This is a genomic window from Actinomadura sp. NPDC048955, from assembly GCF_040649435.1.
GTDB lineage: Bacteria > Actinomycetota > Actinomycetes > Streptosporangiales > Streptosporangiaceae > Spirillospora > Spirillospora luteofluorescens.
Genome location: NZ_JBEZJI010000027.1, coordinates 78,071 through 91,098, shown reverse-complemented (window position 1 = coordinate 91,098; position 13,028 = coordinate 78,071). Strand labels below are relative to the sequence as shown.

The following is a 13,028-nucleotide window of genomic DNA, read 5'->3' as shown; positions in this document are numbered from 1 at the left end:
CCGGATCTCCTAGCTGCGGCATCGAGGGTGTGAGGCCTCTGGGCCAAGTGAATCAGTCGTGAAATTCGATCGTAACAACGGAATCACTTGTGTTGGACGGACCTCTCTGTAAGGGTCGGGCCAACAGGACACAACGGGCGACGATGCCCAGGAGGGACCTGAGGATGAGCGGCGAGAGGCTGCGCAACTTTATCGGCGGAGAGTACGTCGACGCCAAGGACGGGCGGACGCTGGAGGTGGTCGACCCCAGCACCGGCGAGACGTACGCGGAGGCGCCCGTGTCCGGCGCCGAGGACGTCGACGCCGCGTTCCGTGCGGCGTCCGACGCGTTCCCCGCCTGGCGCGACGCCACGCCGGGTGAGCGGAGCCTGGCGATGCTGCGCTTCGCGGACGCGGTCGAGAAGCGGGCGGAGGACCTCGTCCGGGCGGAGAGCCGGGACACCGGCAAGCCGGTCCAGATGACCCTGGACGAGGAGGTGCCGCCGATGGTGGACAACCTCCGGTTCTTCGCCGGGGCGTCCCGGGTGCTGGAGGGCAAGGCGTCCGCCGAGTACATGGCCGACCACACCTCCTCGATCCGGCGGGAGCCGATCGGGGTGTGCGCGCAGGTGACGCCCTGGAACTACCCGATGATGATGGCGGTCTGGAAGATCGGGCCGGCGCTGGCGACGGGCAACACCGTGGTGCTCAAGCCGTCCGAGACGACCCCGGCGAGCACGCTGATGCTGGCGGAGATCGCGGCGGAGTTCCTGCCCCCGGGCGTCTTCAACGTGGTCTGCGGCGACCGCGGCACCGGGCGCTCGCTGGTGGAGCACCCGACGCCGCAGATGGTGTCGATCACCGGGAGCGTGCGGGCCGGCATGGAGGTCGCCGCGTCGGCGGCCAAGGACCTCAAGCGGGTGCACCTGGAGCTCGGCGGCAAGGCGCCGGTGGTCGTGTTCGACGACGCCGACGTCGAGGCGGCGGCGACGGGCATCGCCGAGGCCGGGTACTTCAACGCGGGCCAGGACTGCACGGCGGCCACCCGCGTGCTGGTCGCCGAGCGGCTGCACGGGGAGTTCACCGAGGCGCTGGCCGAGGCCGCCAAGGGGACGGTCGTCGGGCCTCCCAGCGACGCCGACGCCTTCTACGGGCCGGTGAACAGCGCGAACCAGCTGGAGCGCGTTCAGGGCTTCATCGAGCGGGCGCCCAGCCACGCGAAGGTCCTCGCCGGCGGAGAGCGCGTGGGGGACCGCGGTTACTTCTTCGCGCCGACCGTTGTGGACGGCCTCAAGCAGGACGACGAGATGGTGCAGAACGAGGTCTTCGGCCCTGTCATCACCGTCCAGAGCTTCTCGGACGAGGCTCAGGCGCTGGAGTGGGCCAACGGCGTCAAGTACGGTCTCGCCGCCAGTGTGTGGACGCAGAACCACGGCCGTGCCATGCGCATGAGCAAGGCACTGGACTTCGGTGCCGTGTGGGTCAACACCCACATCCCGCTGGTGTCGGAGATGCCGCACGGCGGCTTCAAGCACTCCGGCTACGGCAAGGACATGTCGATGTACGGAATCGAGGACTACACCCGCGTCAAGCACGTCATGCACTACATCGGCGGCTGAGCGCCGCCGACCGGAGCCCGTGAAGGAAGTCCCGCCCATGACCGAGACCCAGCCCGCCGCGGCGCGCGACGATCCGGCCCGCACGGTCCCCGCGATCGAGCTCGTGGGAGTCGAGAAGGACTACCACGCCTACGGTGAGACCGTGGCGGCCGTCCGCGGCGTCGACCTGTCGATCGCGGAGGGGGAGTTCTTCTCCCTGCTCGGACCGTCCGGATGCGGCAAGACGACGACCATGCGAATGATCGCCGGCTTCGAGGAGCCGACGGCGGGTCGGGTCCGGCTCCATGGGCGGGACGTCACGGACGTGCCTCCCAACAGGCGCGACGTGAACATGGTGTTCCAGTCGTACGCGCTCTTCCCCCACATGAGCGTCTTCGAGAATGTCGCGTTCGGCCTGCGCCGGCGCGGCGTTCCGAAGGCGCAGCTCACCCGGCGGGTGGGGGAGATGCTGGAGATCGTCGATCTGGCGGGACGGGAGAAGCGCCGTCCCGCCGAGCTGTCCGGCGGCCAGCAGCAGCGGGTCGCGCTGGCGCGGGCGCTGGTGAACGAGCCGCGGGCGCTGCTGCTGGACGAGCCGCTCGGCGCCCTCGACCTGAAGCTGCGCCAGGCGATGCAGGTCGAGTTGAAGCGGATCCAGCGGGGGGTCGGCGTCACGTTCGTGTACGTGACGCACGACCAGGGCGAGGCGCTGACGATGTCGGACCGCATCGCCGTCATGAACGACGGGGTGATCGAGCAGCTCGGCACGCCGCGGGAGATCTACGAGCATCCCGCGACGCGGTTCGTGGCCGGGTTCATCGGGACGTCCAACCTGCTGGACGGTGAGGTCACGGGGGCCGGGCCGAACAGCGCGGTGCTCTCCCATGGCCCGGACGGTCGGATCGAGGTGCCGATGCTCCGCGGACGGGAGGCCGTCGCGGGGGAGCGGGTGGAGCTGACCGTCCGCCCCGAGAAGATCGGCATCGGGCCGGACAGGCCGGGGGACGGGCAGTGCGCCGTCCGGGGCACCGTGACCGAGGTCGTGTACCTCGGCACGTCGACGAACTACAACATCACCACCTCCGCCGGCGCCGACGTCGTCGTGTTCGTGCAGAACGCGACGTCCGCCGACGATCTCGCCGTGCGCGGCGACAGCGTCTGGTTGTCGTGGGATCCGCGCCACTCGTACGCCATAGGAGCCCCGCAGTGAGCCAGTTCGACCCCGCATTCCTCCGCGGACTCACAAGGCCGCGCCTGGCGCGTTCCAGCACGGGCGGTCCGGCCCGCCGCGACGTCCTGAGGCTGATGGGCGCGGCGGGCGCCGGGCTCGCCCTGTCGGCGTGCGGGGTGAAGGGGCAGGGCGGCAAGGAGAAGGTCAGCCAGAGCGACGTCGAGAAGTACTGGGCGGGCAAGGCGAAGAACGGCAGGCTCAACTGGGCGAACTGGCCGGGCTACATGCAGGACGACCGGGAGACCATCAAGGCGTTCGAGAAGGAGACGGGCGTCAAGGTGACCTACAAGGAGGTCATCCAGGAGATGGGGCCGTGGTTCGGCAAGATCCAGGCGCCGCTGGCGGCCGGCCAGTCCATCGGCTTCGACCTGATGGTGATGACGAACGGCATCCAGCTGGAGCAGTGCCGCCAGCTCGGCTACCTGGCGCCCCTCGACCTGTCGAAGCTGCCGAACTTCCAGGCGAACGCGGGCCCGTCCTTCAAGAACCCCTCCTACGACCCGGGCAACGCCTTCACGGTCCCGTACGAGTCGGGCGTCACCGGCATCGCGTACAACACCAAGTACGTGAAGGAGGAGATCACCAGCATCGCGCAGCTGTTCGACCCGAAGTACAAGGGCAAGGTCGGCATGATGGGCGACTCGCAGGAGCTCGGGAACTTCGGGATGTTCCTGCTCGGCATCGACCCGGAGAAGTCGACGAAGGCGGACTGGGAGAAGGCCGCCGCCAAGCTGCGCGAGCAGCGCGACAAGGGCATCGTCCGCAAGTACTACAGCCAGGACTACGTCGACGCCGTCAGCAAGGGCGACGTGTGGATGACGATGGCGTGGTCCGGGGACGTGTACAGCCTGACGAGCCCGGACGTGAAGTTCGTGGTGCCCAGGGAGGGCGGCACGATCTGGACCGACAACCTGTGCGTCCCGAAGACCGCCGAGAACCCGGTGGACGCGCTGACCCTCATGAACTGGCTCTTCGTCCCGGAGAACAACGCGCCGCTGACCGAGTTCATCAACTACATGCCGCCGATCCCGGCGACCCAGAAGCTCATCGCGCGGAAGGCGGAGCAGGTCGGCGGCGCGGACGAGAAGGACCTGACCCGGCTCAGCACCAGCCCGCTGATCTTCCCGTCGCAGGCGGATCTGGCGCGGCTGCGGCACTACCGGCGGCTCACGCAGGCCGAGGAGACCGAGTACCAGAAGATCTTCGAGCCGATCTCCAAGGGATCGTGATGGCGGGGGTGCGGGGGCGGCTCGCGCCGTACCTCATGATCCTGCCGGGCGGGCTGTGGCTGGCGGCGTTCTTCCTCGTCCCGATCGTGCTGATGGTGTCCCTGTCGCTGCAGACCGGGAACCTCATCGACGGCTTCCAGCAGACGCTGCACTGGCGGAACTACACCGACGGGCTCAGCACCTACGGCGACAAGTTCGTCCGGTCGCTCTGGTACGGGCTGGTCGCGACGGTCGCGTGCATCGTGATCGCCTACCCGGCCGCGTACTGGATCGCGTTCCGGGGCGGGCGCGCCAAGTCGACGTACCTGTTCCTGCTGCTGCTCCCGTACTTCGTCTCGTTCATCCTGCGGACGGTGTCGTGGAAGCTCGTCCTCACCGACAACGGGCCGGTCCTCGGGCCGCTGCGCGACCACGGCGTCCTGCCGGAGGGCTTCCACGTCCTCGACACCGGCGTCGCGGTCGTGTCCGGGCTCGCCTACAACTTCCTGCCGTTCATGGTCCTGCCGATCTACGTGGCGCTCGAACGCATCGACCCGCGCGTGGTGGAGGCGGCCTACGACCTGTACGCGAGCCGCGCGCAGGCGTTCCTGCGGGTCATCCTGCCGCTGTCGCTGCCCGGCGTGTTCGCCGGCGTGATCATGACGTTCGTGCCGGTGTCCTCGGACTACGTCAACGCCGAGGTGCTCGGCGGCCCGCAGAACACCATGATCGGCAACGTCATCCAGACCGAGTACTTCAACAACAGCGCCTACCCGACGGCGTCCGCGCTGTCGTTCGCGCTGATGGCGATCCTGCTCGTCGGGATCTTCGCCTACGCGCGCACGCTCGGCACGCAGGACGTCCTGGAGGCGGCGGGACGATGACGACGCAGACCAAGGCCCAGGTGACGCTCACCAAGACCCCGCGGCGGCGCCGCGCGCCCCGCCGTTTCCGGATCTCCGGCCTGCACCTCTACACCCTCGCGCTGATCGGCTGGCTGATCCTGCCGATCGCGATCATGATCCTGTTCGGGTTCAACGACACCCGGAGCAAGCAGAACTTCCAGTGGCAGGGCTTCACGCTCCGCTGGTACCGGCACCTGTTCGACAAGGGCGACCTCACCGCGGCGGTCGTCAACTCGCTGACGATCGCGCTGCTCAGCACGCTGATCACGACGGTCATCGGGACGTTCGCGGGCCTCGCGCTCGGACGGTACCGGTTCCGCGGCAAGGGCTCGACGAACCTCGTGCTGTTCATGGCGATCTCCTGCCCGGAGATCGTGATGGGCGCGTCGCTGCTGTCGATGTTCGTGACGTTCAACCTGCCGCGCGGCTACCTGACGATCCTCCTCGCGCACGTGATGTTCTCGATCGCGTTCGTGGCCGTCACGGTGCGGGCCCGCGTCGTCGGGCTCGACCCCGCGGTGGAGGAGGCGGCGCAGGACCTCGGCGCCGGCCCGTGGACGCGGTTCCGCCTGGTCACCCTGCCGATGATCATGCCGGGGGTGCTGGCGGGGGCGCTGCTGGCGTTCGTGCTGTCCATCGACGACTTCGTCATCACCAACTTCACCAGCGGCGCCACCGTCACGTTCCCGCTGTGGATCTACGGGTCCACCAGGACGGGGACGCCGCCGCAGGTCAACGTGATGGGGACGCTCATCTTCGCGGTCGGCGTGCTGATCGCGGTGGTGTCGGCGCGGCGCAGCGCCCGCGCCCGCCGCTGAGGCGTCCGGGCACCGTCATGACCAGGACCATCGGGGGACGAACGTGAACGTGGCCGAGTCGCTCGCCGACGCCGCACCGGAGGCGTTCTGGCTCCAGGACCCGGCGCGCCCGGGCGCGGGTCCGGCGGCGGCCGGGGCGCTCACGTGCGACCTCGCCGTCGTCGGCGGCGGGTACAGCGGCCTGTGGACGGCACTGCTCGCGAAGGAACGCGACCCGTCGCTGGACGTGGTCGTGCTGGAGGCCGGCCGGATCGGCGCCGCCGCGTCCGGACGCAACGGCGGGTTCTGCGCCGCCAGCATCACCCACGGTCTGGAGAACGGCCTCGGGCGCTGGCCGGAGGACGTCCACACGCTCGAACGCCTCGGCTGGGACAACCTGCGCGCCATCGCTCAGACCCTGACCCGCCACGGCATCGACGCCGAATGGGAGCCGACCGGCGAGATGAGCGTCGCCACCGAGGAGTGGCAGGTGCCCGCGCTGCACGAGGCGGCGGAGAAGGCCTTCGAGCACGGCTGGGAACCGATCGTGCTCGGCCAGGAGGCGGTCCGCGCCGAGGTCGACTCGCCCACCTACCTCGCGGGCCTGTGGGACCGCGACGCGGTCGCCATGGTGCATCCGGCCAAGCTCGCCTGGGGCCTGGCGGACGCGTGCCGCGCCCTCGGCGTCCGCGTCTTCGAGAACACCCGCGTCACGGCGCTGCGCACGGACGCCCGCAGGCTCCGGCTGACGGCCGCCGCGCCTCCACGGCGAGGCGACCGGGCACCCCGGACGCTCGGGACGGTCACCGCCCGGAACGTCGCGCTGGGGACCGGTGCCTTCCCGCCGCTGCTGCGGCGCCTGCGCCAGTACGTCGTCCCGGTGTACGACTACGCGCTCGTCACCGAGCCGCTCACCCCCGCGCAGCGGGCGGCCATCGGCTGGCGGCACCGGCAGGGGCTCGGCGACAGCGCCAACCAGTTCCACTACTACCGGCTCACCGCCGACGACCGGATCCTGTGGGGCGGCTACGACGCCGTCTACCACTTCGGCAACGGGATGCGTCCCGGCCTGGAACGGCGCCCTTCGACGTACGCGACCCTGGCCCGGCACTTCTTCACGACTTTCCCGCAACTGGAAGGCGTGCGCTTCACCAACGCATGGGGCGGCGTCATCGACACGTGCAGCCGCTTCTGCGCCTTCTACGGGACCGCCTACGACGGGAGGCTCGCGTACGCGGCGGGCTACACCGGCCTCGGTGTCGGCGCCACCCGCTTCGGCGCGGACGTCATGCTCGACCTCCTGGGCGTCGGGCTCGCGCCCGGCGAGGAGACCGAGCGGACACGGCTGGCGGTGGTGCGCTCCAAGCCCGTCCCGTTCCCGCCCGAGCCGCTGCGCTACGGCGTCATCGAGCTGACCCGGCGCGAGATCGCCCGCGCCGACCGGAACGCGGGACGCCGCGGCCTCTGGCTCCGCACCCTCGACCGCTTCGGCCTCGGCTTCGACTCCTGAAGGCGGGTCAGTCCGGGGACTCTTCGACCGTGCCGAAGATGACCGACGAGACCTCCAGGTACAGCTGCTCCGGGTACGGCATGAAACCGACGTTGCGGAGCGCCTGCTTCTGGCCCGCGGACTCCATCACGAACTCGCCGTAGCCGAAGACCCGCCCCAGCACGGAGCGGTTGAGCGCGATGTCGGTGACCTTGGCGAGCGGCATCATCGCGACGTTGCGGTTGAGGACGCCGTTGACGACCATCACCCGGTGCTCGGTGACCAGGAAGAAGTCCACCGACCAGGCGATCACCTTCCAGGCCAGGTAGCAGACGGTGACCAGCCACAGCCACCAGATCCAGATCTGCCCGCTGACCGCGCTCGCCGCGCCGCACGCGATGAGCCCGGCCACGACGACCGCCACCGGCAGCAGCAGGACGGCGGGATGCCGCCGCACCGCGATGACCCGGCCCTCGTAGGACATCAGATACTTGTCGACCGTCCGCGACGAGGTGTCGCGGTGCACCATCATGTCCTGCAGATTCACGGCGTGTCCTCGTCATGATCCGGGTGGGTCAACCGTAGCCGACGCGGCACGGGCGGTGCAGGGGCCCGCGCGGTAAGGGCCCCGGCCCCCCGCGAGGCCTTGTCGGACGCGGATCCGTTCGCCGATCATGGTCTTCATGGACGGCGACGCCGAGAGACCGCGGGACCCCGGCGAGCCGCGCGGCGAGTTCGCGCCCGATGTGACCGGACGTCCCATCTGGCGGCTGCTGCTGAGGGGCCTCGGCGTGTACCTTCCCGGCTGGGAGATGCCCGCGGGCGCGCTGCGCGTCCGGGACGGGGCCCCGGCGGCGGGTTTCGGCCCGCCCGCCTACCTGAACGGCGACGCCGGCTTCGGCGTCCAGGTCCCCGACCGCCGCCGGGGCCTGGAGCCGGACCGGGAGATCTACGTGCGCGGCCGGGAGGACCCGAGCTTCGGGATCGTCGTCGCGGGCCCGTCGGCGGCGATCGGCAGCCGCGTGGTGGACGCCGCGGTGCTGATGCGGTTCGCGCGGAGGCTGACGTTCGAGGAGCTCGTCGACACCGGCGACGCCGACTCCGTCCCTTACGCGGTGCGCGGTGCGCGAGCGGTGGAGAACGCGGTGTTCCTCGACCGCGCCGCCGGGATCGGCCTGTGCGTCGAGGCCGACCCGCGGACCGGAGCCCTGCGCTGCCCCCTCTACGTGCGCATCGGCGGCCCCGCGGAACGGTCCGTGCGGGCCTACGGGGCGGTGGCCCAGCCGGTGAGGTCCCACAGCTGATGGGACGGCAGCCGCCGCAGCCGGACGCTCGCGTCGGCCGGGTCCCAGAAAACCTCGTCGCTCTCCAGCTCCAGCGACTGCGCGGCCGTCAGCACCGCGCACAGCAGCTCGTCGCGCGTCCGGACGGCCATGAGCGGGCCGATCTGCACGACGGCGCCCGAGCACTCCGCCAGCGTCCGCAGAAGCGACTTGAGGGCCGCCTCGTCCTCGGGGCCGCGCGCCGGCTCCACTCCGGCCGGGACACCCGGCTCGACCCGCGCCAGGCCCCGCTTGGCCTCGCCGCCGGAGAGGCCGTTGCCGGGCCGGGCGCCGGCGCCCGCGGAGATGAGCAGGGCGCTGAACACGCCCGCCAGGTCCTCACTGGCGTGCCCGCCCAGGAAGTAGCGGCGGCGCTCCGGTGAGCCGGGCGTGCCGTTCGCGCCCTCGGCCGTGCGGAAGCGCACCGCCAGCCGGCTGGCGCGCACGCACCGCTCGTACATGTCGCTGAGGATGTCCTCGAGCTGCTCGTCGCGCGTCCACAGCCGCCCCGTCGCGGTGACGGCGTCGCCGTGGGCGCGGGGACGTCCGGTGAGCGCGGCCGTGACGGTGTCGTCGAGCTCGCCCTCGGTGAACTGCAGCAGCTCGGCGACGACGTCCTCGACGTCCTCCAGGGTGCGGGTGAGGGCGCGCTGCAGCTCCAGGATCTCCTCGCCGCCGCGCTCCAGGTCCGCGAGCCGGCCGAGCGCCGCGTCGACCTTGCCCCCGACGGCCCCGCCGCCCGCGCCGGTGGCGGCCCGCACCGACGTCTCGACCTCGCCGAGCTTGCGGCGCAGCGCGGCGAGGGTGATGCGCTGCTGCTCCAGCTCGTGCAGCCGTCCCGCCTGGGTCCGCAGGTAGTCGTCCGCCTGGTGGACGAGGCCCGCGAGCTCCTCGACCTGCCCGGTGTTCTGCCGGAGCCGGGTGTCGAGCGCGGGCAGCACGTCCTGCTTGACGCGCGACAGCTCCGCGGTGAGCTGCTCGCCGACGGTGACCAGCACGTTGTTCTGCTTGGTGACCTGGTCGTTCAGCTCGTCGATCCGGCGGGTGAAGGCATGGGCCTGGTCCCGGCTCTGCTTGCCCGCGTACAGTTCGAGCGCCCCCACCACGACGCACATCACCACCAGGATGACCGTCGTCATTGCACTCCTCGGGCGTGACGGTGATTACCGGAACGGGTTTTGATCGCGACCATAACTTACGATCACGCGTGCCGACCGGAACTTACGTAACCGACTGATCTCCGTGACCGGCCGGTCTCACCTGCCCTTCCCGTGCCATTGCGTAACGCCTTCCGTGCGCTCGGTGACGAATTCTCAGACGCAGCCCTCGAATTGCGGGACGGTGGTGGTGGCCTTGAGTCCGGCGGGGCGGAACCACTTGTCCAGCAGCCGCGGCGCGGTGCCGTCCTGGTACATCCCCGTGATCGCCTTGTTGACCGCCTCGCAGCCGTCGACGTCGCCCTTCCTGATGCCGACGCCGTAGGGCTCGTCGGTGAACGGGGCGTTGACGAGCGTGAGAGCGCCCCCGGACGCCTTCGCCGCGAGGCCCGCGAGGATCAGGTCGTCGGTCGAGACGGCGTCGAGCCGCTCCCCGGTGAGCTCGGTGAGGCACCCGGCGTATCCGCTCGCCTCGACCGGCAGCGCGGCGACGCCCTGCTCGTCATGGACGCGCGGGAACGACACCGACCCGGGGACGCGGCAGAGCCGCCGCCCTTTCAGATCGTCGATGTTCCGGATGTCGCGGGCTTCGGACCTGCGGACGAGAATGTCCTGGTGGGCCACATAGTAGGGACCCGCGAACGACACCTTCACCTTGCGTTCCGGGGTGATGGAATAACTGGCCACCACGAGGTCGACGTCGCCGTCTTGAAGCATTTTCTCGCGGGTCGCCGACGTGACGCGCTTGAACGTCACATCGCCAGGACGCACGCCCATCCGCCGGGCGATCTCCTTCGCGATGTCGACGTCGAATCCCGTGAACGAGCCGTCGCCCCGGCTTTCGCCGAGTCCCGGCTGGTCGCCGTTGACGCCGATGACGAGCGCGTCCTTTCCGGCGACGGATTCCTCACCGGCGTCGGCGATCCCGCACGCCGTTCCCGCGCCGAGGACGGCCGCCGCCGCGAGGACCGCCGCCGCGAGGCGCCGCGCCCTCACTTCGACCACCGGTACTCGGCGAGACGGGGGCGCACGCCGGCCAGGACGAGCGCGGCGATGACGACGCCCGCCGCGGGCAGCACCGCGTACCAGCCGCTCGTCCCGCCGTCGCCGTCCTTCACCGCCTCGTCGAACGCCTTCTGGTGGATGGCGACCAGCGCCTGGAGGGAGCGGTCGTAGGCGGTGAAGTCGGTGGCGGCCGCTCCGCGGGCGGCGACCGCCTCGTCGCGCCGCCCCCGGTCGACGAGGTCGCGCATCCTGCGGTCGTTGGCCTGGACCTTCTGGTAGTCGGCGAGCACCCTGTTCATGACGTCCGTGAGCTGCGCCCTCTGCCGGGCCGACTGGACCGGCCTGTCGGCCTCGGTGCCGAGGAAACCGAGGAACCTCACGCGGCCGGGCTCGAAGGACAGGCCCTTCTGGACGGCCGCGTTGTACTGGGTCAGATTGCCCGCCTTCAGATAGAGGACGGTCTGGGACTTGCTCAGGTAGACCTGCTCGTAGGCGTCGGCCCGCCCGGGATCGAGCAGGAACCGGGTCTCGTCGGCGTTCGCGCTGTTGCTGATGGCGCGCGTCCGCGAGAGCCCCAGGATCGAGTCGAAGCCCTCCTCCTTGGCCTGGCGCAGATGGTTCGCCTGGCCGGTGAGCATGAGGGATCCGGCCGCGACCAGTACGAGCGTGCCGAGCGTCGCCAGCGCGAGCGGCACGTTCAGCAGCCGCCGGAACCGCCGCGCCAGGAAGAGCTGGAACCCGAGGAGGACGGCCAGGAGCGCCGCGCCCGTGACGAGGACGCCCGTGCGGCCCACGAGGACCGCCGAGCGCTTGTCCTCGTAGGTGTGCCGGACGAGGGTGCCGTTGTCGAGCGTCAGGTTGTAGGCCTTCGGCAGCAGGTCCAGCTTCATCAGGTCGGTCGCCTGCCGGTACAGGTCGACGACCTTCTGCGACGGCGGCCCGGACGCGTGCGGGGACTGCCGGTCCAGCAGCAGGGCCTGCCCGGCGAGGCGCTCGTAGCGGGCCAGCGCGTCCAGCAGGTCCCGGGCCGTGTTGTTCTCGGTCGTCTCGTCGGCGAGCTTCGCGGCCTTCAGCAGCGCGTCGCCGGCCCTGCGCCGGTTCTGGTCGTAGCGGGCGAGCGCCTGCTCGCGGCCGCCGCCCGCCGCGTCGCCGATGAGCAGCGCGTTGGCGAGCTGCGCGTCCATGTCGGAGAGCTGGAAGTACAGGTCGCCGGTGGCGACGACCTGCGGGCCCGCGTCGTGCCCGATGACCCGCACGCCCTCGCGGGCGTTCCCGATCGCCGCCCAGGCGACGCCGAGCAGCGCCACCAGCAGCACGAGCGACAGCGCCGTCAGCGTCCTGACGCGGGCCGCGACGGTGCGGGGGAGCAGCCGCGCGGGACCGGACGGCGTCCCGCCGCCCGGCCGGGTCCGCACGTCGCTGCCGCCCCGGGCGGGTGGCGGCGCCTGTGCGGCGGGGGCGGGCGGGCCCGCCGGCGGGGACTGCTGGACGGCCGTCATGTCGCCTCGCCTCGGGTGAGCGTGATGGTGGTCCAGGCGCCCACGTGGATCCGGTCGCCTTCGGAGACCGGGACCTCCACGTTGTACGGGATGGGGTCGGTGGAGCCGTTCACGCAGGTGCGGTTGGTCGAGCCTGGGTCGACCAGCGTCCAGGTGCCGTCGGGCTTCGCCAGCAGCACCGCGTGGACGTGGGAGACGCCGGGGTCCTCGGGGGGCTCGCGCAGGTCGATCTCGGGCGGGGCCGGCTGCGAGGAGCTGCGCCGTCCGATGCGGACCTGCTGCCCGGCGAGGGGGATCCGCCGCTCGGGCGCGTACGGGGGGAACGCCAGCGAGGCCGAGTCGGGCCCCTCCTCGGCGACGACCGTGTCGTAGTACTCGCGGTCGGCGCGCACGACCGCCGTCCACTCCGCCCCGGGCACCGGCGGCGCCGGAACGGGCGGCGCCGGGACCGGGGGAGCGGGCACGGGCGGCGCCGGCACCGGCGGGGCCGGGACGGGAGGCGCGGGGACGGGAGGCGCGGGCGGGCGCCGCGGATCGGACGGCCCCCGGTGCACCGTGCCCGGCCCGGACGGGACGGGCACCGCGGGCTCCGGTGCCGGGGCGGGCTCCGGCGACGGCGTGGGCTTGCCGCCTCCGATGGCGAAGTCGTAGCCGCACGCCTCGCAGAAGCGGTCGGTGCTGGGCGTCCCGCAGTCGGGGCAGGGAGACCCGCCCGGCGCCGGCAGCGGGCCGGGCGCGCCGGGGGCCGCGCCGGAAGGGGCGCCCTCGATGCGCTCGCCGCAGACGTCGCAGTAGTCCTGCGCCTGCGAGGTGTGTCCGCTAGGGCAACTCGCCATGC

Annotated in this window: 12 protein-coding genes; 7 read left to right on the top strand and 5 right to left on the bottom strand. The window is 71.5% G+C overall.

Going from position 1 to position 13,028, the window contains the following annotated elements; translation table 11 throughout:
• The first annotated feature begins 164 nt into the window (after window positions 1-164).
• From AB0C84_RS24845 to AB0C84_RS24820, 6 genes are read left to right on the top strand one after another with little or no spacing between them, the layout of a single operon-like run.
• Window positions 165-1,598, top strand: coding sequence for a gamma-aminobutyraldehyde dehydrogenase (locus tag AB0C84_RS24845; RefSeq protein WP_361070552.1), 1,434 nt, complete (start codon window positions 165-167; stop codon window positions 1,596-1,598).
• A gap of 37 nt (window positions 1,599-1,635) precedes the next feature.
• Window positions 1,636-2,787: an ABC transporter ATP-binding protein gene (locus AB0C84_RS24840; RefSeq protein ID WP_179843303.1), complete on the top strand. Its 1,152-nt coding sequence runs from the start codon at window positions 1,636-1,638 to the stop codon at window positions 2,785-2,787.
• A complete protein-coding gene (locus tag AB0C84_RS24835) occupies window positions 2,784-4,037 on the top strand; it encodes a spermidine/putrescine ABC transporter substrate-binding protein (RefSeq protein WP_361070548.1) in 1,254 nt (417 codons plus the stop codon). The genes AB0C84_RS24840 and AB0C84_RS24835 overlap by 4 nt, the downstream gene beginning before the upstream one ends.
• Window positions 4,037-4,900, top strand: coding sequence for an ABC transporter permease (locus AB0C84_RS24830; protein ID WP_361070545.1), 864 nt, complete (start codon window positions 4,037-4,039; stop codon window positions 4,898-4,900). The genes AB0C84_RS24835 and AB0C84_RS24830 overlap by 1 nt, the downstream gene beginning before the upstream one ends.
• Window positions 4,897-5,739 carry an ABC transporter permease gene (locus AB0C84_RS24825; protein ID WP_361070542.1) on the top strand — a complete coding sequence of 281 codons (843 nt, stop codon included), beginning with the start codon at window positions 4,897-4,899 and terminating at the stop codon, window positions 5,737-5,739. The genes AB0C84_RS24830 and AB0C84_RS24825 overlap by 4 nt, the downstream gene beginning before the upstream one ends.
• A gap of 43 nt (window positions 5,740-5,782) precedes the next feature.
• The gene (locus AB0C84_RS24820) at window positions 5,783-7,228 is read left to right on the top strand and encodes an FAD-dependent oxidoreductase (RefSeq protein WP_361070539.1); all 1,446 of its coding nucleotides are present in this window, start codon (window positions 5,783-5,785) and stop codon (window positions 7,226-7,228) included.
• Window positions 7,229-7,235: 7 nt separating this feature from the next.
• Here the strand turns inward: AB0C84_RS24820 and AB0C84_RS24815 are convergent, their stop codons facing one another.
• Window positions 7,236-7,754 carry a PH domain-containing protein gene (locus AB0C84_RS24815; protein WP_308206454.1) on the bottom strand — a complete coding sequence of 173 codons (519 nt, stop codon included), beginning with the start codon at window positions 7,752-7,754 and terminating at the stop codon, window positions 7,236-7,238.
• A gap of 136 nt (window positions 7,755-7,890) precedes the next feature.
• Here AB0C84_RS24815 and AB0C84_RS24810 point away from each other — a divergent pair, with 136 nt between their 5' ends.
• Complete coding sequence (locus tag AB0C84_RS24810) at window positions 7,891-8,511, top strand: hypothetical protein (protein WP_338741425.1); 621 nt, start codon at window positions 7,891-7,893, stop codon at window positions 8,509-8,511.
• Here AB0C84_RS24810 and AB0C84_RS24805 read toward each other — a convergent pair.
• The 4 genes from AB0C84_RS24805 to AB0C84_RS24790 form a co-directional block, all read right to left on the bottom strand.
• On the bottom strand, window positions 8,472-9,668 hold the full coding sequence (locus AB0C84_RS24805) for a hypothetical protein (protein ID WP_361070535.1): 1,197 nt from the start codon (window positions 9,666-9,668) through the stop codon (window positions 8,472-8,474). The genes AB0C84_RS24810 and AB0C84_RS24805 overlap by 40 nt on opposite strands.
• 174 nt (window positions 9,669-9,842) lie before the next feature.
• Window positions 9,843-10,691, bottom strand: coding sequence for a glutamate ABC transporter substrate-binding protein (locus AB0C84_RS24800; RefSeq protein WP_361070532.1), 849 nt, complete (start codon window positions 10,689-10,691; stop codon window positions 9,843-9,845).
• Window positions 10,679-12,190, bottom strand: coding sequence for a hypothetical protein (locus AB0C84_RS24795; RefSeq protein WP_361070529.1), 1,512 nt, complete (start codon window positions 12,188-12,190; stop codon window positions 10,679-10,681). The genes AB0C84_RS24800 and AB0C84_RS24795 overlap by 13 nt, the downstream gene beginning before the upstream one ends.
• Window positions 12,187-13,026, bottom strand: a complete 840-nt coding sequence (locus tag AB0C84_RS24790; RefSeq protein ID WP_361070526.1) for an FHA domain-containing protein — start codon at window positions 13,024-13,026, stop codon at window positions 12,187-12,189. Before AB0C84_RS24790 ends, AB0C84_RS24795 begins: the two co-directional genes overlap by 4 nt.
• Between the last annotated feature and the right edge of the window lie 2 nt (window positions 13,027-13,028).